Here is a 19,383-nt window from a genome sequence, read left to right as displayed (position 1 = left end):
GCGATGCTGCGAAGGGCCGCGCTTGTGGCGCGTGGACGACGGTGGGAAGGGCCGGCGGCCCGGGGGTACAGGATCGATCCCGCACCCCCGGGGTCCGGCGCTTGTGGATCCCGCTCGGATCCACAAGCCCGGCCGGGAGCCGTCCCTCCCGGCCGAGTCTGGGATGTGCGTCGGCCGCGTGGGCTGCGCCGCGAGGGTCAGCCCTCGGCGCTGATACGGGCCAGACGCTGCGCCTCGGCCCGCGTGGTGCGGGCGATGGCGTCCTCGTCGGCGTGCAGCAGACGGTCGTTCTCGACGACCGGCTTGCCGTTGACGAGGGAGAGCGTGACCGGAGCCGCGGCCCCGAACACGAGGGCGGTCACCGGGTCGGCGATGGAGGAGTGGGCGAGCGTGTCCAGCTTCCACAGCACCAGGTCGGCGAGCTTGCCCGGCTCCAGGGAGCCGATCTGGGTGGCGCGGCCGAGGACCTGCGCACCACCGTAGGTCCCCAGGCGCAGCGCCTGACGGGCGTTGAGCGCGGCCTCGCGGTGCGCACCGAGGCGGTTGATCAGCAGCGCGTTGCGCAGCTCGGTGTGGAGTTCGCCGGACTCGTTGGAGGCGGTGCCGTCGACGCCGAGGCCGACCGGGACACCGGCGGCGAGCATGTCGGGGACGCGGGCGATGCCGGCGGCCAGCCGCGCGTTGGACGACGGGCAGTGCGCGACACCGGTCTTCGTCCGGGCGAAGGCCGCGATGTCGGAGTCGTTCATGTGGACGCAGTGCGCCATCCACACGTCCTCGCCGAGCCAGCCGGTGGACTCGAAGTAGTCGGTCGGGCCCATGCCGAACAGCTCGTGGCAGAACTTCTCCTCCTCGACCGTCTCCGAGCCGTGCGTGTGCATCCGCACGCCGAGCCGGCGGGCGAGCTCCGCGCCCTGCCGGAGCAGCTCGGTGGAGATGGAGAAGGGCGAGCAGGGGGCGACGGCGACCTGGGTCATCGCGTCGAAGGAGGCGTCGTGGTGCTTGTTGACGGTCTCCTCGGTACCGGCCAGTGCGCCTTCGAGGGTCTCCACGGCGAAGTCCGGCGGCAGACCGCCGTCCTTCTCGCTGCGGTCCATGGAGCCACGGGCCAGGGTGAAGCGGACGCCCATGTCGGAGGCGGCCTTGATGATGGCACCGGACAGGTCGCCGGAGCCCTTGGGGTAGACGTAGTGGTGGTCCATCGCGGTGGTGACGCCGCCGCGGGCCATCATCGCCAGCGAGCCCTGCGCGGCCGAGTGCACCATCTGCTCGTCGATGCGCGCCCAGGTCGGGTAGAGCGCGACCAGCCAGTTGAAGAGGTTGTGGTCGGTGGCCAGCCCGCGGGTGATCCACTGGTAGAAGTGGTGGTGGGTGTTGACCAGGCCCGGGGTCACCAGGTGGCCGGTGGCGTCGATGCGACGGACCACGTTCTCCAGACCCTCGGGGGCCTTGCCGGCGCCGATCGACTCGATCTTGTTGTCGGCGATGACGAGGTACCCGGAGGCGTACTCGGTGTCCTGGGCGTCGACGGTCGCGATCGCACAGTTCTCGATGACGATGCGCTGGGCTGCCGATGGTGCCATCGTGCTTCCTCTTCTCTGTGGTGGCGATGGGGCTCCCCCTTGCTCGAACGAGGCCGGGAGCTCGGGGGCGGGCACGGCAGGACCCTAGGGGGATTTGAGTGCCGGAACCGTCGAGCGGGTCCGGGTGCCGAGATGGTGGAAGAACAGGTTGAGCAGCACCGCGGCCAGGGCCCCGGCACTGATTCCGGAGCCGAGCACGGTCTGCGCCCAGGCCGGGAAGTCCGCGTAGAAGGTCGGCGCGGCCAGTGGGATGATGCCGGCGCCGAGCGACACGGCGACCAGGATGATGTTGGAGCTGTCGTCGAGCCCGGCCTCGGCGAGCGTACGGATACCGCTGACCGCGATCGAGCCGAACAGGACGATACCCGCGCCGCCGAGGACCGGCATCGGCACCAGCGAGACCACGGCGCCCAGGACGGGGAAGGCGCCGAGGACCAGGAGCGTGGCGCCGGCGAGCGCGACGACGTAGCGGCTGCGCACCTTCGTCAGCGACACCACTCCGACGTTCTGCGCGAAGGCGCTGGTCGGGAAGCCGCCGAAGACGGGGCCGAGCAGGGTGGCCAGGCCGTCGGTGCGCAGTCCGCGGGTGATGGTGGCGCTGGTGGTGGGTCGGTCGCAGATCTCGCCGAGGGCGAGCATGCCGGCCGACGACTCCGTCATCAGCACCAGCATCACCAGGCACAGCGAGAGGATCGCGGCCGGCTGGAACTCCGGTGCGCCGAAGGAGAACGGGGTGGGCAGTGCGGCGATCGGGGCCGAGCGCAGCCCGTCGAAGCTCGCCATCCCGAAGGGGACCGCGGCGACGGTGCCGACGACCAGGCCGATCAGCAGGGCGATCTGCTTGACGAAGCCCTGGGTGAAGCGCTGGACGAGCAGGATCACCACGAGGGTGAAGGCGGCGAGCGCCAGGTTCTGCATGGCGCCGAAGTCGGCGGCGTGCTCGTCGCCGCCCTGCGCCCAACGGACCGGCACGGGCATCAGGGTGACCCCGATGAGGGTGATGACGACGCCGGTGACCAGCGGCGGGAAGAAGCGCAGCAGTCTGCCGAAGAACGGGCCGATCGCGAGGCAGAAGACCCCGGCGACCATGACCGCCCCGTAGACGGCGGGCAGCTGATGGCCCTTCGCGGTGGTCTCGGCGATGGCGAGCATCGGGGTGATGCCGGCGGAGCTGGCGGCGTTGACGAACGGCAGCCGGTTGCCGGCGAAGCGACGGATGCCGAGCGTCTGCAGGAGCGTGGCGAGCCCGGCGACGAGCAGGCCGGCGGCGATCAGCCGGGTGCGGCCCGCGGCGTCCAGGCCGACGGCCTGGCCGATGATGAGCGGAGGGGTGACGACACCGGCGTACATCGCAGCGATGTGCTGGAGCGCGGCAGGGACGAGCCGCTTGGCCGCCGGCTTTTCGTCCACCGGGTGGACCGGGGACGAAGGGTGGTGCGGGTCGTGCGATGGCTGTGCCATGGGTCGTTCCCCTCAGGATCCGCGTCCCCTCCCCGCTGTCGGGTGGGGAGGGGACGCGAGGCACGGCGTGGCGTCAAAGGCGCTCAGAGGTTCGTCAGATCCACCGGGATCCGGGCTTCGACACCGTCGCGCAGGACAGTGGCTTCGATCAGGCCGTACGGGCGGTCCGCCGCGTAGTAGACCTCGTTGTCGTTCTTGAGCCCGAACGGCTCCAGGTCCACCAGGAAGTGGTGCTTGTTCGGGAGGGAGAACCGCACCTCGTCGATCTCGGAGCGGTTGTTGATGATGCGCGAACCCATCTGGTACAGGGTCTGCTGGAGCGAGAGGCTGTAGGTCTCGGCGAAGGCGTGCAGCATGTGCTTCTTCACCTGCTCGTACGAACGCTCCCAGTTGGGCATCCGCTGCTCGTCCTCGGTCCAGTTGAACCGCCAGCGGGCGGACACCTGCGTGGCGAGGATGCGGTCGTAGGCCTCCTTCAGCGTCGTGTACTTGTCCTTGATGTAGCCCCAGAACTCCGAGTTGGTGGAGTTCATCACCACGAGGTCCTTCAGGCCGGAGATGACCTGCCACTGCTCACCGTCGTAGGTGATCTCGGTGAGCCGGGTCTCCTGGCCCTGGCGGACGAAGGAGTGCTTGACCTCTTCGGCGCCGATGAACTTGGAGTTGGCGTCGGAGGTCTCGATCCGCTCCCAGGCGTACTCCTCGATGCGGATCCGGGCCCGCTTGATCGGCTCCTGGCTGGTGACGAAGTGCCGGGCCAGGTGGATGCCGAACTGCTCGGCCGACTCGATCCCGTACTCCTTGGCGAAGGCGTACACGGTGTTCTTGGTCGTGTCGGTGGGCAGGCAGTGGGCGTTGGAGCCGGAGAGGTGGACCTCCTCCAGGTCGCCGGAGAGGGCGACGGAGACGTTCAGGTCCTTGATGTGGTGGGTGTCGCCATCGCGAACGATCTTGACGACGCGGTTTTCCGCTTTGCCGTACTGGTTCTGGCCGAGAATCACCGGGCGGGCCGGGCGGGAATGGGCAGTCATGTCGGTGCTAGCTCCCTCGGTATACGGAGTAGCCGAACGGGTTGAGCAGCAGCGGTACGTGGTAGTGCTCGCCCGGCTTGACGGCAAAGGTGATTGCCACCTCCGGGAAGAAAGCTCCGCTGTCCCTTACGCGGGGGGCGTCCTGCTGTTCCTCGGCTTGCTGGTGTGTGCTGTGCTCTTGTGCGACGAAGTACTCCTCGACGGCGAAGTCGAGGCGTACATGGGTGGTGCCCTCCGGCAGCGCCGGCAGGTCCTTGCAGCGCCCGTCCGCGTCGGTCTTGGACGCGCCGTGGGCGGTCCAGGAACCGTCGCCGCCGGAGCGCACCGAGAGCGTGAGGGCGACGCCCTCCGCGGGGCGGCCCACGCTGGTGTCCAGGATGTGCGTGGACACCGACGTCGGTGCAGCCGTCTCGCTGCTCATGCTGCGTCTCCTTCTGCGTGCTCCGCGATGCGGGTCAGGCGAATCCGGTTGATCTTGCCGAGCTCCACGCGAACGATCTCTCGTTCCTGTTCCGGCGTGTTGTCGATCCGGTTACGGACCGCATCGCGCATCTGCTCTCCGGTACGGCCGGAGGCGCAGATCAGGAAGACATGGCCGAACTTCTCCTGGTAGGCCAGGTTGAGTTCGAGCATCTCCGCCTTGAGCTCGTCGGAGGCGCCGGCCATCCCGCTCTGCTCGCGGTTCGAGGTCGGGTCCCCCGGCTTCGGCCGGCCGATGGGCGGGTGCCCGGCCATCGCCTCGGCCAGGTCCTGTGCGGTCAGCTCGGCCATGGCGGCGTCGCTGGCGGCGAACAGGGCGTCGGTGGTGGCGTAGGGGCGCTGGGCGAGAACCTTGTCGCCCCATGCCCGGCTGGCACACACCTCGTGCAGTGCGGCCCGAGCCGTACTGTCGTCGGCGGTGTTGAACCGGGTGAGCCCCGGGGTCTTGCTCGAAGACACGGGAAGCCTCCGTGGCCTGGTGCTGGACAGCTCTGGTTGGCTGGAAACAGCTAAGACCCCCGGCAACATCACGTCAACACTTTGTTGAAAAGTCGGTGACACAAAAGCCGCCGTCCGGGGGATGCGGGACGGCGGCTTCGGCGGTCGGGACGGTTCTTCGTCCGGATCGCCTCAGTCGGCGCCCTTCGCGGCATTCTCCCTGTTCAGATAGTTGTAGACGGTGAAGCGGCTGACGCCAAGGGCGCCCGCGACCGTCTCGACTCCGTGCCGGACCGAGAAGGCGCCGCGGGTCTCCAGGATCCGCACCACCGACTGCTTGGTCCTGCGGTCCAGATCGGCCAGCGGCATGCCGTGCCGGCGCTCCAGCTCGGCCAGGATGTGGTCGAGCGAATCCGACAGATGCGGGAGCCGCACGGCCACCCGGTCCTGCCCCTCCCAGGCCAGCACGACATCGTCGCCCTGGGCAAGGTCCGGCGCGACCATCTGTCCACCCATGGCGTCCACCAGCGGCTTGACCGCCTGGACGAACGGGTGGTCGGCGGGCTCGGTCACGTCGCGTCCCCCTCGCCCCGCCCGGCTTCCCCGATCACGTTGACCTGCAGGGAGACCCGGGTGGCGCCCGCCCGCAGGGTCTCGCGCAGCAGCGCGGACACCGCACCGAGCACCTGCTCGGCGTCGCCTTCGGCCGTATTGCCGAACGGACCGACATCGACGGCGTCCAGCTCGGCGCCGGTGACGATGTCGCGCGCCACCACCGCATGCGCAGGCGCCTCGTCCAGGTCGAACGGCTCCGTCGTGAACTCCACTCTCAATCGCACGCCGCTCAACCTACGCGCGGTTCGCCCCGACCACCAGAAATTGCCCCGGGGCCCCCTTGACAGCCTCGGAACGCGCCAGGCAATGTTCCATTAAGCAGAAAAACAGTTCCACTATCCGGAAGGAGCGCCGGCCTTTATGGGTTTCACGGACACGCGCTTCAACGTCAATCTGTCGATCCTGTTCACCGAGCTTCCGTTGCTGGAGCGGCCGGCGGCCGCGCGGGCGGCGGGTTTCACGGCGGTGGAGCTGTGGTGGCCGTGGGTGGACGCCCCGGTTCCGGAGCAGGCGGAGCTGGATGCGCTGCGGGCGGCGCTGGAGGATGCCGGGACGCGGCTGGTGGGGTTGAACTTCTACGCCGGTCAGCTGCCGGGCCCCGATCGCGGTGCGCTGTCGGTGCCGGGTGCGGAGTCGGAGCGGTTTCGGGCCAATGTGCCGGTGGCGATCGCTTTTGCCACGTCGCTGGGGTGCACCACGTTCAACGCCCTGTACGGCAACCGCGTCGAGGGCGTGGAGGCGGCGGAGCAGGACCGGCTGGCGCTGGAGAATCTGGTCTTCGCCGCCCGTGCGGTGGGGGAGGTCGGCGGGACGCTGCTGATCGAGGCGCTCAACGCGCCCGAGTCGCCCCTGTGCCCGATCGTCTCGGCCCCCAGGGCCATCGAGGTGATCGACGCGGTGAACGCGGCGACCGGGCTGGACAACGCCCGGTTCCTGATGGACCTCTACCACCTGTCGATGAACGGCGAGGACCTCGATGAGGTCATCGACCGCTACACGGCCAAGACCGCGCATGTGCAGATCGCCGACAACCCCGGCCGCGGTGCCCCCGGCACCGGCGAACTCGACTTCGACGACCTGCTCGACCACCTGAAGAAGGCCGGCTACGACGGCCTGGTGGGCCTGGAGTACAAGCCCGGCGACGGCCCCAGCGCCGGCGCCTTCGAATGGCTCCCGGCCCCGCTGCGCGCGGCCACCCCCTCCTCCTGACGCACCCGCTGACGCTCTCGTTTTGTTGAAAGAGGCTTTCCAATGAGCAACCTCCCCAAGATCGCGTGGATCGGGCTGGGCATCATGGGCTCGCCCATGGCCGAGAACCTGATCAAGGCCGGCTACTCGGTCACCGGCTACACCCTGGAGGCCGACAAGCTCCAGCGTCTGGCCGACAACGGCGGCACCGCGGCCGGCTCCATCGCCGAGGCCGTGTCCGACGCCGACATCGTGATCACCATGGTCCCGGCCTCCCCGCACGTCGAGGCCATCGCCTACGGCCCCGACGGCATCCTGGACAACGCCAAGCGCGGCGCCCTGCTGATCGACATGTCCTCGATCACCCCCCAGACCTCCATCGACCTGGCCAAGGCCGCCGCCGACAAGGGCATCCGCGTCCTGGACGCCCCCGTCTCCGGCGGCGAGGCCGGCGCCGTCGAAGCCGTCCTGTCGATCATGGTCGGCGGTCAGCAGGACGACTTCGACACCGCCCGCCCCGTCCTGGAAGCCCTCGGCAAGACCATCGTGCTGTGCGGCCCGCACGGCTCCGGCCAGACCGTCAAGGCCGCCAACCAGCTCATCGTCGCCGTCAACATCCAAGCCTGCGCCGAAGCGGTGGTCTTCCTGGAGAAGTCCGGCGTCGACCTCGCCGCCGCCCTCGACGTCCTCAACGGCGGCCTGGCCGGCTCCACCGTCCTGACCCGCAAGAAGGACAACTTCAAAAACCGCGACTTCAAGCCCGGCTTCCGCATCGACCTGCACCACAAGGACATGGGCATCGTCACCGACGCCGCCCGCACCGTCGGCGCGGCCCTCCCCGTCGGCACCGTCGTCGCCTCCCTCGTCGCCTCCCTGCGCGCCCAAGGCGACGGCGGCCTGGACCACTCCGCCCTCCTGCGCGGCGTCGAACGCCTCTCCGGACACACCACCGAAAGCTGAGTCCATGGCGGCGCAACGGATGCCCGCCATACGGGCGGCCGTCCAGATCATGAAGGAGGAGGGCGTCGACATCGCCTTCGGCTGCCCCGGCGCCGCCCTCCTCCCGCTGTACACGGCGATGGAGGAGGTCGGCGGCATCGGGCATCTGCCGGTGCGCCGCGAAGAGGCGGCCGCACACATGGCGTACGGCTGGACCCGTACCAGCGAGCGGGCCGGCGTCGCCGCGGTACCCGCGGGCCCGGGGGCATCGCGGCTGGTCACCGGCCTGTACGCGGCCCAGCAGGACGCCGTACCCCTGGTCTGCATCACCGGCCGGACGGGGACCGGCCCGCTGCGCCACACGGCCTTCCGGCCGCCGGACCTGGTCCGGCTGGCCGGTCCGGTGACCAAGCGCGCCGAGCGGATCGAGGATCCCGAGCGGATCCCGGGAGCCTTTCGCGAGGCCTTCCGCATCGCGCGGGAGGGCCGCCCCGGACCGGTCCTGATCGATGTCCCGGCCGATCTGGCCGCGGCGGAGATCGCGTACGACGCCGAGCGCGGCGCCGGGACCGGCCCGCGGCCTTCGGAGGCCGGAGCCGTACGTGCAGCGGCGCCGCGACCGCCGGCATCGGCCGACCTCGGCGGGCTCCGCGCCCCGGCGTCCGGGGCCCTGGCATCCGGCGCCCTGGCGGAGATCGCCGGGCTCTTCGGGCCGAACCCGTACGTGGTCAGCGGTTCGACGGGCAGTTACGCCCGCAGCGGCCCTCCCGGCTGGGAGGTGCCCGCCGCGATCGGCGTCCGCAAGGCACTGGACTCCCGGGGCGAGCCGGATGCCGAGGTCGTGGCGGTCGTCGACGGCCAGGGCCTGCCGCACATGGCCGAGGAGCTGGCGGCCGCGGTGCGGCACGAGGTGCCGTTCGTACTGATCATGATCACCCCGCTCGACCACGAGGCGGACTTCACCGACCACGTGAAGCTCGCCGAGGCGTACGGCTGTGCGGGCCGTGACGTCCTCGATCCGGCGGAGCTCCGCTCGGCGGCCGAGTGGGCCCGCAAGGAAGCCGTCTCCACGCGGCGGCCGGTCCTCATCGAGGTCCGGGCCGCGTAGGGCTTCCCACCCGCTTCCGGGCGGTGGCCGCGCCGACACCTGTCCTGTCGCGCCCAGGCGCGGCCGCCGCCCGGAATACCCACCCGCACACCCACCCAGGTTTGTTTCAACAAACTGTTGACGTTTGGTCGGAGCTGTTCTTACGCTCCGACATGCGGAAGCCAACTTCCGCGCTCTCGTACGGAAGGTCACCATGTCGAAGCCCACGCTGACGACCGAGTCCGGCGCCCCGGTCGCCGACAACCAGAACTCCTCCACCGCCGGCGTCGGCGGCCCGATCATCCTCCAGGACCAGCACCTGCTGGAGAAGCTCGCGCGCTTCAACCGCGAGCGCATCCCGGAGCGTGTCGTGCACGCCCGTGGCTCCGGCGCGTACGGCTACTTCGAGGTGACCGACGACGTCACCGGCTTCACCCGGGCCGACTTCCTGAACACCGTCGGCAAGCGGACCGAGACGTTCATCCGCTTCTCGACCGTCGCCGACAACCTCGGCGGCCCGGACGCGGCCCGCGACCCGCGCGGCTTCGCCCTGAAGTTCTACACCGAAGAGGGCAACTACGACCTCGTCGGCAACAACACCCCGGTGTTCTTCATCAAGGACCCGATCAAGTTCCCCGACTTCATCCACTCGCAGAAGCGCGACCCCTTCACGGGCAAGCAGGAGGCGGACAACGTCTGGGACTTCTGGGCCCACGCCCCCGAGGCCACCCACCAGATCACCTGGCTCATGGGCGACCGCGGCATCCCGGCGTCCTACCGCCACATGAACGGCTACGGCTCGCACACCTACCAGTGGACGAACGCCAAGGGCGAAGCCTTCTTCGTCAAGTACCACTTCAAGACGAACCAGGGCATCCGCAGCCTGAGCAGCGAGCAGGGCGCCGAGCTGGCGGGCAAGGACCCCAACAGCCACCAGACCGACCTGCTGCAGTCCATCGAGCGGGGCGTGTACCCCTCCTGGACCCTGTACGTGCAGATCATGCCGGCGGCCGAGGCGGCGAACTACCGCTTCAACCCGTTCGACCTGACGAAGGTGTGGCCGCACGCCGACTACCCGCTGCAGCGGGTCGGCCGCCTGGTCCTGGACCGCAACCCCGACAACGTCTTCGCCGAGGTGGAGCAGTCGGCGTTCTCCCCGAACAACTTCGTGCCCGGCATCGGCCCGTCCCCGGACAAGATGCTCCAGGGCCGGCTGTTCGCCTACGCCGACGCGCACCGCTACCGGCTGGGCGTCAACCACACCCAGCTGCCGGTGAACGCCCCCAAGGCGACCCAGGCCAACAACTACGGCCGGGACGGCCTCATGGCGGCCAACGGCTACGACCGGCACGCCAAGAACTACGAGCCGAACTCCTACGGCGGCCCGGTCCAGACGAACGAGGCGCTCTCCGCCCCGCTCGCCGTCTCCGGCCACACCGGCACCCACGAGGCCCCGGCGCACACCAAGGACGACGACTTCTTCCAGGCCGGTGAGCTCTACCGCCTGATGTCGGAGGAAGAGAAGAACCGGCTGGTGAACAACATCGCCGGCGGTCTCTCGCAGGTCAGCCGGGACGACGTGATCGAGAAGAACCTCGCGCACTTCCACGCCGCCGACCCCGACTACGGCAAGCGCGTCGAGGCCAAGGTCCGCGAGCTGCGCGAGGACTGAGCCGCGCGCCACGAGCTGCGCGAGGGCTGACGGGAGGTCAGTTCCCTTGCGCATCCGTGCCGGCCGGCCCGTTGAGGGGTGGTCGGCCGGCACGGAGAGGCAGCGCGAGCTCCGCGGTACGCGGGGAGGTCCCAGTGCGGTGGCCGTGCTCGTCCAATAGGGAGGGCGAGCCACCTTCCCCACCGCGGAGCCCGCCTGCTCCCCCACCCCCACAAGACTCCGTCCGGCGGTGCGATGTCCTGTCGCGCCCAACCCTCGCGCTGTCGGACGGAAACCACTGCACAGGGCCTGGCATCCGTACGGTCACGGATTCCGGGCCCTGTGCGTCGTTGAGGCTGTACGTCGTTGAGGCTGTGCGTCATTGAGGCTGTGCGTCGTCGGGGACACGGCAGGACGCGGCACGGCCCCCGGCGTGCCCGGGGCACCGGATGCGGGCGGTGTGCGCCCGCCGCGCGCCCCGCGTGCGCCCTGGCTCCCCTCCCCGTTCTCTCTGCGACCTGGCGCCGTCCGCGGAATTCGTCCCCCGACGGCCGGCTTTGGAGAGACGATGGGGTCCGCAGCAGAATCGACCTGTCTGCCGTCCCAACCCGCCAGGAGCGACCATGGCCGACAGCGTGCCGGTGCGGTGCCCCACGTGCCGCCGCGAGAACGCGTTCACCCCGCCCACCTTCCCGTGTGCCTGCGGTGCCCCGCTGACCATGCCCGTGCTGCGCGGCGGCGTGCCCGTCGAGATACTCCACCGCACCTGGCAGTCCTCCTGGGTCGAGGTGCGCTGCGAGGTCTGCGGCCGGCAGGACGAGTGGCCGGCACCGGAGTCCGGCTGCGCCTGCGGCACGGTCGTCCGGGTCCCGGTGGTCCCGGCGCCGACCCCGCCCCCGCCGAACTTCCCCTCGCCCGGCAGGCCCGCGGCCACGTCCGTACCGGCCTCGGCCACCGACACCGACACCCCGCGCGCCGTCCTGCGGCCCGCCTTCCGCCCGGTCACGATCCGGACGGCCCGCGACTGCGTCACCGCAGCAGAGCAGTATCTGAAGTGGCTGGGGTACGCCGATGTCGCCCGTACCCAGGAGCGCACCGCCTCCGGCGTGGACCTGCGCGGCACCGGCGTCGTCGCCCAGGTCGACCCCTCGACCCGCTCCACCAGACTCCGCGAGATCGAATGCGTCTGGCTCAACGGTCTCAACGACTCGGCCATCGCGGTGTTCTTCTCCCTCGCCGGCTACGCCCGCGACGCCCGGGCCCGCGCCGACGATCTGCACATCCCGCTGTTCGTCATGGACCTCACCGGCACCCCGCAGCCGGTCAACGACCCGGCCGACGAACTGATCAAGTACGGCGCGGCAGGCCGGTGAGGGCCGCCCGCGGAGCCACGTCGCACCGCAGGTCCGCGGAACCGCGTCGCTCCGCCGCCGTACGGGGCCGGGAAATCCGGTCGCCGCGGCGGGCGGGACCGGCGACACTGGCCCGGTGAACATCGACGTACCGGCCCCCGCCGAGCTGACCGTGCTGCGCGCCGTCGAACGCGCCGCCGGGGAGGCGTTCCGGGCGCTGGGCATGGCCCCGGTCGCGGACGACGAGCCGCCTGCGTTGGCCCTGTTGGCGGAGTATCAGCGCGCCGGGCGGGTGCTGGTCGCCTACGAGGGCGCTCTGCCCGTCGGCTATCTGCTGTGGGAGCCGGTCGATGGCGCCACGCATATCGAGCAGGTGTCGGTACATCCGGACCACGCCCGCCGCGGCATCGGCCGCAGGCTCATCGACCGGGCGGAGCGGGCCGGCGGGCCGTGCGCGCTGACGCTGACCACGTTCACCGAGGTGCCGTGGAACGCGCCGTACTACGAGCGCATCGGCTTCCGCACGATGGCCGACGCCGACCTCACGCCCGGCCTGCGGGCGATTCGCGCTCAGGAGGCGGCACTCGGCCTGGATCGCTGGCCGCGGGTGTGCATGCGACGGGCGCCCGGCCGGCCGGGCTCCGGGAGCTGACCGGCCGCCGGCCGGGTCGGTCGGTCGCGGCCGGTGCGGCAGCAGCACCGCTGTGACGGCCGGTCAGGTCGCCGGGTGTGCCGCCTATATTGGCGGGATGATCAACGCCCGTGCGCTCCGCTCCGCCTGTCTGGACTTCAACGGCGCGATCGAGGAGTTCCCCTTCCCACGGCATCCGGACGTGTCGACCTTCAAGGTCGGCGGCAAGATCTTCGCGCTGTCCACGCTGACGGCTCTGCCGCTGACCGTGAGCCTCAAGTGCGAGCCCGAGCTGGCCGAACGGCTGCGCGCAGCACACCCGGAGGTGGTGCCGGGCTATCACCTCAACAAGCGGCACTGGAACACGGTGTCCCTGGAGGGCTCCCTTCCCGACCGGTTGATCCTCGACATGATCGAGGACTCCTACGACCTCGTGGTGGCCTCGCTCCCCCGCGCGCAGCGGCTGCTGCTCGACTGGCCTGGAGAGCGGCAGCACTGAGCGACGGGCCGGGGCGGCCGAGCCCGCGGGCGGGCTCCAGCCGGTGCTATCCGGTCTTCAGGCCCAGGCCGTAGAACGTGACGTGATATCCGTCCACGTACGTGGCCTCGCCACCGACTATCAGGTCGGCGGGCGTGCCCACCCCCGCGGCACGTGCGGTGGCCACCAGCGTCTCGGCCAGCGCCCGGCCCTTGGGCTCACCGGGGCCGCCGGCGTCGATACGCCAGCGCGGGTCATCGTCGTCGGGCCACAACTCCCCCGTCCCGGGGTACTCGGTGACGGTGCCCCACCCCAGGGCCGCCGGGTCCGCGGCGTCCGGCGCGAAGCAGCCCAGCGAGAGCCGTTCCTGGCAGGTGATGTCGAAGAGGATCGGGGCCCCGCCCTCGGCCAACCGCCCGTAGACCGGCATGGCCAGCGACGTGCCGAGCGCGGTCGTCTCGGCCGGCAGGGTGTCCAGGAAGTCGCCGAGCGCCCTGGTCACCGTCTCCCAGCTCTGGGCATACCAGCCGCCGGGGAAGCCCAGGCCCGCGTTGGACGCGTCGTTGCGGCTGCCGAAGAAGCCGGTGATGGAGTGCTCCTCGCCGACGCCCTGGCGCCAGAACCAGTTCTCCACCGGATCGGTGGGCTGGAGGACCAGCTCGGGGCCGGTCTTCGCGGCGCGGAGTTCGAGGGTGTCGGGCCGGTCGCGCCAGCGCACGAACGGGGTGCCCCACAGCGGCCCGGAGTCGTAGAACGGACCGACGTCACCGTGCACGCCCATGATCGACGGCTCGCCGAGCACCGCGGTCAGCTCCTCGCGCACCGCGCGGAAGGCGGCGGCCTGACCGGCCGCGTCCGGCTCCGCGGGCCGCACCGGCACGGCGAGTTCGAGATAAGTCTCCCCGCCGGCGTAGCGCTCCTCGATCGAGCCGACCGGGCGCAGCCGGGCGTCGCCCTCGGCGCGCCCCGTGCCGATGACCGGCCCCGCGCCGGAGTCCTGCCAGGTCCAGCCGAGCCCGGCGACCAGCGCCCGCGCGCCCTCCGGCGTCCAGCCGCCGGCATCCGCGCCCCTGAGCCGCCGCGCCAGCTCCGCCACACTCTCGGTCATCGTCTTGTCCCCGCTTCCCCGTGGTACGTGCCCAGCGGCGCTTCCCCGCTGTTCGTTCACCCCTTCATCTTGCCGGGTGGGTCTGACAATCGATCGAGGCGGCCTGCCCGTCCGGTCGTCCGCGGGCGCGGCGCACCCTGCTGCGATGCGAACTCCCCCGGCGCGAGGAGACCGGCTGGCGCGACCTCGAACCGGGCCCGCTGCTGTGCGCCTGGGAGCACGACTTCACCCTGCACTCCGCTGCCGGCTCCGCTCCCGCAGGGGGAACCCCGGCCGGCGTCCCCGTACGCCCTCTGGGCTCCGCGGCTGCCCGGTCTGCCGGCCCCGTGGCGCGGCACGGCCGGCGGGGCCGCGGTACCCGAGCCGGTCGATCTGGGCTACGTCCCGAACAGGGCGGTGCGGTGAGCCCGCCCACCGCACCGCCCGCCCCTCATCGCGGTACCGGCCCCAGCTCCTGGGCCAGCCGCTCGCGCAGCTCGACCTTGCGCACCTTGCCGCTGACGGTCATCGGGAACGCGTCGAGGATCTCCAGGTACCGCGGGACCTTGTAGTGGGCGAGCCGGGAGCGGCAGTAGCGGGCCAACTCGTCTCGGGTGAGGGGGTCTTCGGGGTCGCGGAGGATGACGCAGGCGGCGATCTCCTCGCCGTATTTGCCGTCGGGGACGCCGACGACCTGGACGTCGGCGATCTTGGGGTGGGAGTAGAGGAACTCCTCGATCTCACGCGGGTAGACGTTCTCGCCGCCCCTGATGATCATGTCCTTGATGCGGCCGACGATCCGGACGTAGCCGTCGTCGTTCATCACCGCGAGGTCGCCGGTGTGCATCCAGCGCGCGGAGTCGATGACCTCGGCGGTGCGCTCGGCATCCTCCCAGTAGCCGAGCATCACGCTGTAGCCGCGGGTGCACAGCTCGCCCGGCGTGCCACGGGGCACGGTCACCCCGCTCCCCGGGTCGACGACCTTGACCTCGATGTGCGGCAGCACCCGTCCGACCGTGGCGGTGCGGTGCTCCAGGTCGTCGTCGCGGCGGGTCTGGGTGGACACCGGTGAGGTCTCGGTCATGCCGTAGCAGATGGACACCTCGGCCATGTGCATCTCGGCGACCACCCGCTTCATCACCTCCTCCGGGCACGGCGAGCCCGCCATGATGCCCGTGCGGAGCGAGGAGAGGTCGTACGAGCCGAAGTCGGGGTGGTTGAGCTCGGCGATGAACATCGTGGGGACGCCGTAGAGGGCGGTGCAGCGCTCGTCCTGGACGGCCTGCAGGGTGGTGGCGGCGTCGAAGGCCGGGGCCGGGATGACGATGCAGGCGCCGTGCGAGGTGATGCCGAGGTTGCCCATCACCATGCCGAAGCAGTGGTAGAAGGGCACCGGCAGGCACACCCGGTCGTGCTCGGAGTAGGCGAGGGTCTCGGCGACCCAGTAGCCGTTGTTGAGGATGTTGTGGTGCGAGAGGGTGGCGCCCTTGGGGAAGCCGGTGGTGCCCGAGGTGTACTGGATGTTGACCGGGTCGTCGGCGGTCAGGGCCCGCTCGCACTCGCCGAGCCGGGCGTGCGGGACGGCCGCGCCGGCGGCCAGCAGTCCGCCCCAGGTCGGGTCGCCGATGTAGACCACATCGCGCAGCGCCGGGCTCTCGGCGCGCACCTGCTCGATCATCCGGCGGTAGTCGCTGGTCTTGTGGTGGATCGCGGAGACCAGGACGGTGATGCCGGCCTGTTGGAGGACATAGGCCAACTCATGTACCCGGTAAGCGGGGTTGACGTTGACGAGGATCGCACCGATCTTGGCGGTGGCGTACTGGACGAGGACCCATTCGGCGCAGTTGGGCGCCCAGATGCCGACCCGGTCGCCCTTGCCGACCCCCTTCGCGAGCAGGCCGAGGGCCACCTCGTCGACGGCACGGCCCAGTTCGGTGTAGGTCCAGCGGCGGCCGCTCGCCGCCTCCACCAGCGCCTCACGGTCGCCGAACCGGGCGATGGTGCGGGCCAGGTCGGCGCCGATGGTGTGCCCCAGCAGCGGCCGCTCGGCGGCCCCGCTGGCGTACGACAGCTCCTGGTGCGACGGGCTCATCGGTGGTTCTCCTCCAAGTACTCGGCACCGCCGTCGCCCCGCGCGGTGCGCTCGCGCGGTGCGCTACGGCGGATCTTGCCGGAGACGGTCTTCGGCAGCTCGGCGAACTCCGGCCGCCGGATGCGCTTGTGGGGGGCCAGGACTTCTCGGGAGATCTTGTAGTCGGACGCCTTGAACGGACCACCGGTTTCAGGGGACGTATCTCGGCTCGGCACGAGCCGGAGGCCGACCCGCCCGCGAACCTCAAGGGGCAAGAGCGCCACCCCACAGCCCGGGAACGACTCCCCCGGCATGTCAGTCAGTGTGTCCATGAGCCGCTCCCAGAAGCCCGCCTTCAGCCATCGCTACCACACGCAGGGAAGGTCGCCGGGCGGACAGGAGGGACCACTCCAGAGGCAACCCGTACGTGCCTTGTGCAGCATGGCATCCAGCGTGCCCGGAGGGTCCCTGGCGCGCCTACCCTTTCGCCCTGCGAAGATCGGCTCAACCGATCGCCCAGGCGTCGTCCGTCAGCAGGGGAACGTGGCGCGTCCGCCCGCGGAACCGCGCGCCCGCACCGTCCTCGCGCCGGCGCCAAGTGACCAGCGGACCCGGTCGCGGCTCGGGCAGTACTTCACCGGGTCTTCTTCCGGTCGAACCACATGGTGCCCAACGTCGGCGCGAGCCCTGCCCAGAACAGCACCTGCGGCAGCAGGCGGTCCGTCCAGGGGACTTCGGCGATCACAAGGGCGCACAGCATGGCCCAGGCCGCCTGGGCCAGCACTACGCGGGGCCACCGGCGGCGGCGTATCAGTGACTGCACGTTGAGCTGGACGCCGGCACGCCGTCGCCGGTAGCGCAGCAGGGCGCCGACGAGCCAGACGGCAGTCGCCACCACGAGGAACCACAGGCGCTGGCCAAGTGGCAGCGGCAGCTCCCTCTGCACCTTGCCCTCGACGGCGAACAGGTCCATCGCCGTCCCGGCGAAGGCGACGCAGAGCAGGGCGAGCCACCGCACCCCGCGCAGCATGCGGTACGTGGCCTGGTCGAGGCCGCGCTGCAGCTCGGTGGAGTCCGGTACGGCGGCAAGTCCGGTGGCGTAGAGGTCGGCTGCCCGGGTGGCCTTGACGCCCGGGGCCTGGGCAGCCTTCCGGGTCTGCGCGGCCAGTGCCTCTGCGTGGGTGGGGTCGAGCCGGAGGATGGCGCGCTCGAGCTGGTCGGCGAGGACGGTGTTGAGCGAGAAGGTGGCGATCTGGTGGGCGATCTCGTGGGCGTAGACCTCCTCGGGACCGAGCCGCAGCGCCTCCGCGGCCAGGTCGGCCGCCTCGCGCAGGACGTGGTCGCGCTCGTGGGCCGGGGGGAATTGGGAGCCGTTCGCCTGGACGTAACGGACCAGCGACATGCGGCATACGGCGTCCGCGAGCATCGCGTGGCCGTACCAGTGGTGCGGGTCGGCCCGGACCGCTTCACGCAGTACGGGCTCGGCCTCGCGCCATGCCCTGTCGGGTATGCGGGTGAGTGCCTTGGCACGCAGGATCAGTGCGAAGAACTCCTCGGGAGCCAGCTCGAGTGCCTCGTCGGCCGCGTGAAGGGCTTGTTCCGGCTGCTCCGTGTACAGGTGGCAGTAGCCGATCTTGATCCAGGCGCCCAGGTCGCCGGGGTCCTCGGCGAGGTGCTGCGACAGCAGGGCCCGGGCCTGGTCGTAGCGCTTGAAATCCATGAGGGCCTGGGCCTGTTCGACGGCCGAGTTCGGTTCGGTCACAGCTTGCGCTTCTTCTTCAGGTAGGCCACCAGGTCGTCGTACATCCCGCCGTCGTTCGCGTACATCGCCACGTTGCGGGCGGCCGCGAACCACGGCTCCGTCGAGGGCGCGATCTGCCCTGCCGCGGCCAGCAGGTCCTTCATCCCGATCAGGCGTACGGTCCCGGTACGGGCCGAGTCCAGCAGCGCCTGTTCCGCCGCCGCCTCGCAGACATGGGCCAGATCGGCACCGGACAGGCCCTCGGTGGCCTTGACGAGCTTGCCGAGGTCGACGTTCTCGATGGGCCGCTCACGGAGGTGATAACGGAGAATCGCCTCCCGGGCCGGTCCGTCGGGCGGCAGCACCAGCAAGGTCCGGTCCAGCCGGCCGGGGCGGCGCAGGGCGATGTCCACGTCCCAGGGCACATTGGTGGCGGCGAGCACGAACACGCCCTCGTTCGCCTCCGCCTCGACGCCGTCCAGCTCGGTCAGCAACTGGTTGACGGTGTTGCGCATGCCGCTGCTCTGGGTACGGCTGCGTTTCCCGCCGAGTGCGTCCAGCTCGTCCAGGAAGACCACGCACGGTGCCTGGCGGCGGGCGGTCCGGAAGAGCTCGTGCATGTTCCGCTCGGAGTTGCCGATCCACATGTCGAGCACGTCGTTGACCGACACGGACAGGAAGTTCGCCCCCAGCTCACCGGCGACGGCCCGCGCGATGAAGGTCTTGCCGCAGCCGGGCGGCCCGTACAGCAACAGGCCCCCGCGCAGACTCTTGCCGTACAGGCGACGCAGCTCCGGGTTGCGCAACGGCGCCAGAAAGGCAGCCTCCAGCCGCTCCTTGACCTCCTGCATGCCGCCCACATCCGCAAGGCGGACGGCTCCGGGCCGCTCCACATCCCAGGCGGTGGCATCCCCAGGGTCACCGCCACCCCCGTCAACGGTGAGCGGCGCCTCCACGAACCGGGGCGGCACGACATCGCCGACCTGATCCTCGGCGGCGATCCAGTCGAAGCCCGGCCCCGAGGCAGGGGCGGACACCGGAGAGTGCCCGGCGGCGGGGCCCTGCGGCCGTTCGCCGGCAGAGGCCGGAGGCGGCGCCGGAGCCGTCGGCGGCACGGCGGAGTGGGCGGGAGGTTCGCCGGGCACCGGGACCTGTGATGGCGCGGAGGGCGCGGCTTCGCCGGGCGGGGTTGCCGAAGTACCTGTCAGGGCCCGGACCATCAGCTCGCGTGCCTGGACATCACCGGGCGCGTGCTGCAACGCCACGGAAACCTCCCCCACCGCGGCGTCACCGTGCCCCGCGCTCAGCAGCAACTCGGCGAGGTGCAGCCGCAGTGGCACGTCATCGGGCGCCGCCGCTACGGCCGTACGCATGCTCTGTATAAGGGGGGATTCCGCCGACATGACCCACACTTTACGGAACCGAGGCGAGTGACCTGCGGGTACCCTCGACGTGCTCTGCGCGCAACCTGCTGACAGGTGGTCGCATGTCCCGCCCACGGCGAGGACAGGCTGCACCCCGCCTCCCGGAGGGAACGCCGGACTTCGCCG

Annotated in this window: 19 protein-coding genes and 1 pseudogene; 8 read left to right on the top strand and 12 right to left on the bottom strand. The window is 70.8% G+C overall.

The window, feature by feature from the left end:
• Nucleotides 1-197 precede the first annotated feature (197 nt).
• The 7 genes from ACZ5XZ_RS18060 to ACZ5XZ_RS18030 all read right to left on the bottom strand — a co-directional run bounded on the left by ACZ5XZ_RS18060 (nucleotide 198) and on the right by ACZ5XZ_RS18030 (nucleotide 5,832).
• Nucleotides 198-1,583, bottom strand: coding sequence for an 8-oxoguanine deaminase (locus ACZ5XZ_RS18060; RefSeq protein WP_384442026.1), 1,386 nt, complete (start codon nucleotides 1,581-1,583; stop codon nucleotides 198-200).
• A gap of 84 nt (nucleotides 1,584-1,667) precedes the next feature.
• Entirely contained in the window at nucleotides 1,668-3,044 is a 1,377-nt protein-coding gene (locus tag ACZ5XZ_RS18055) for a nucleobase:cation symporter-2 family protein (protein ID WP_468978995.1), read from the bottom strand.
• 83 nt (nucleotides 3,045-3,127) lie between these two features.
• Nucleotides 3,128-4,075: a factor-independent urate hydroxylase gene (gene pucL, locus ACZ5XZ_RS18050; protein WP_468978993.1), complete on the bottom strand. Its 948-nt coding sequence runs from the start codon at nucleotides 4,073-4,075 to the stop codon at nucleotides 3,128-3,130.
• Nucleotides 4,076-4,082: 7 nt separating this feature from the next.
• On the bottom strand, nucleotides 4,083-4,496 hold the full coding sequence (uraH, locus tag ACZ5XZ_RS18045) for a hydroxyisourate hydrolase (RefSeq protein ID WP_468978991.1): 414 nt from the start codon (nucleotides 4,494-4,496) through the stop codon (nucleotides 4,083-4,085).
• Complete coding sequence (gene uraD, locus ACZ5XZ_RS18040) at nucleotides 4,493-5,014, bottom strand: 2-oxo-4-hydroxy-4-carboxy-5-ureidoimidazoline decarboxylase (protein ID WP_468978988.1); 522 nt, start codon at nucleotides 5,012-5,014, stop codon at nucleotides 4,493-4,495. Before uraD ends, uraH begins: the two co-directional genes overlap by 4 nt.
• A gap of 171 nt (nucleotides 5,015-5,185) precedes the next feature.
• Complete coding sequence (locus ACZ5XZ_RS18035; protein WP_468978986.1) at nucleotides 5,186-5,566, bottom strand: helix-turn-helix domain-containing protein; 381 nt, start codon at nucleotides 5,564-5,566, stop codon at nucleotides 5,186-5,188.
• Complete coding sequence (locus ACZ5XZ_RS18030) at nucleotides 5,563-5,832, bottom strand: YkoF family thiamine-binding protein (protein WP_468978984.1); 270 nt, start codon at nucleotides 5,830-5,832, stop codon at nucleotides 5,563-5,565. Before ACZ5XZ_RS18030 ends, ACZ5XZ_RS18035 begins: the two co-directional genes overlap by 4 nt.
• A gap of 136 nt (nucleotides 5,833-5,968) precedes the next feature.
• Between ACZ5XZ_RS18030 and ACZ5XZ_RS18025 the strand changes: the two genes are divergently transcribed.
• The 7 genes from ACZ5XZ_RS18025 (at nucleotide 5,969) to ACZ5XZ_RS17995 (ending at nucleotide 12,955) form a co-directional block, all read left to right on the top strand.
• A complete protein-coding gene (locus ACZ5XZ_RS18025; RefSeq protein ID WP_468978981.1) occupies nucleotides 5,969-6,817 on the top strand; it encodes a TIM barrel protein in 849 nt (282 codons plus the stop codon).
• Between the two features lie 42 nt (nucleotides 6,818-6,859).
• The gene (locus ACZ5XZ_RS18020; RefSeq protein ID WP_468978979.1) at nucleotides 6,860-7,756 is read left to right on the top strand and encodes a 2-hydroxy-3-oxopropionate reductase; all 897 of its coding nucleotides are present in this window, start codon (nucleotides 6,860-6,862) and stop codon (nucleotides 7,754-7,756) included.
• Nucleotides 7,757-7,760: 4 nt separating this feature from the next.
• Entirely contained in the window at nucleotides 7,761-8,843 is a 1,083-nt protein-coding gene (locus ACZ5XZ_RS18015; protein WP_468978976.1) for a thiamine pyrophosphate-binding protein, read from the top strand.
• 193 nt (nucleotides 8,844-9,036) lie between these two features.
• Entirely contained in the window at nucleotides 9,037-10,494 is a 1,458-nt protein-coding gene (locus ACZ5XZ_RS18010) for a catalase (protein WP_468978975.1), read from the top strand.
• 602 nt (nucleotides 10,495-11,096) lie between these two features.
• Complete coding sequence (locus ACZ5XZ_RS18005; RefSeq protein ID WP_468978974.1) at nucleotides 11,097-11,846, top strand: hypothetical protein; 750 nt, start codon at nucleotides 11,097-11,099, stop codon at nucleotides 11,844-11,846.
• A 115-nt stretch (nucleotides 11,847-11,961) separates the two neighbouring features.
• On the top strand, nucleotides 11,962-12,477 hold the full coding sequence (locus tag ACZ5XZ_RS18000; protein WP_468978971.1) for a GNAT family N-acetyltransferase: 516 nt from the start codon (nucleotides 11,962-11,964) through the stop codon (nucleotides 12,475-12,477).
• 97 nt (nucleotides 12,478-12,574) lie between these two features.
• Nucleotides 12,575-12,955: an MmcQ/YjbR family DNA-binding protein gene (locus tag ACZ5XZ_RS17995; RefSeq protein ID WP_468978970.1), complete on the top strand. Its 381-nt coding sequence runs from the start codon at nucleotides 12,575-12,577 to the stop codon at nucleotides 12,953-12,955.
• Between the two features lie 46 nt (nucleotides 12,956-13,001).
• Here the strand turns inward: ACZ5XZ_RS17995 and ACZ5XZ_RS17990 are convergent, their stop codons facing one another.
• The gene (locus ACZ5XZ_RS17990; protein WP_468978968.1) at nucleotides 13,002-14,042 is read right to left on the bottom strand and encodes a hypothetical protein; all 1,041 of its coding nucleotides are present in this window, start codon (nucleotides 14,040-14,042) and stop codon (nucleotides 13,002-13,004) included.
• A 161-nt stretch (nucleotides 14,043-14,203) separates the two neighbouring features.
• Between ACZ5XZ_RS17990 and ACZ5XZ_RS17985 the strand changes: the two are divergent.
• Nucleotides 14,204-14,282, top strand: a pseudogene (locus ACZ5XZ_RS17985) (NUDIX hydrolase); the annotation flags it as partial.
• A gap of 190 nt (nucleotides 14,283-14,472) precedes the next feature.
• Here ACZ5XZ_RS17985 and ACZ5XZ_RS17980 read toward each other — a convergent pair.
• The 4 genes from ACZ5XZ_RS17980 to ACZ5XZ_RS17965 all read right to left on the bottom strand — a co-directional run bounded on the left by ACZ5XZ_RS17980 (nucleotide 14,473) and on the right by ACZ5XZ_RS17965 (nucleotide 19,236).
• On the bottom strand, nucleotides 14,473-16,113 hold the full coding sequence (locus ACZ5XZ_RS17980) for an AMP-binding protein (RefSeq protein ID WP_468978966.1): 1,641 nt from the start codon (nucleotides 16,111-16,113) through the stop codon (nucleotides 14,473-14,475).
• A complete protein-coding gene (locus tag ACZ5XZ_RS17975; protein WP_468979061.1) occupies nucleotides 16,110-16,328 on the bottom strand; it encodes a hypothetical protein in 219 nt (72 codons plus the stop codon). The genes ACZ5XZ_RS17980 and ACZ5XZ_RS17975 overlap by 4 nt, the downstream gene beginning before the upstream one ends.
• A 398-nt stretch (nucleotides 16,329-16,726) precedes the next feature.
• Nucleotides 16,727-17,854, bottom strand: a complete 1,128-nt coding sequence (locus ACZ5XZ_RS17970; protein ID WP_468978965.1) for a tetratricopeptide repeat protein — start codon at nucleotides 17,852-17,854, stop codon at nucleotides 16,727-16,729.
• A complete protein-coding gene (locus tag ACZ5XZ_RS17965; protein ID WP_468978963.1) occupies nucleotides 17,851-19,236 on the bottom strand; it encodes an ATP-binding protein in 1,386 nt (461 codons plus the stop codon). The genes ACZ5XZ_RS17970 and ACZ5XZ_RS17965 overlap by 4 nt, the downstream gene beginning before the upstream one ends.
• Between the last annotated feature and the right edge of the window lie 147 nt (nucleotides 19,237-19,383).

It is taken from the genome of Streptomyces sp. NPDC033270, assembly GCF_055576575.1.
The sequence above is the reverse complement of the archived record's forward strand: the minus strand, read 5'-3'. Positions and strand labels throughout refer to the sequence as shown.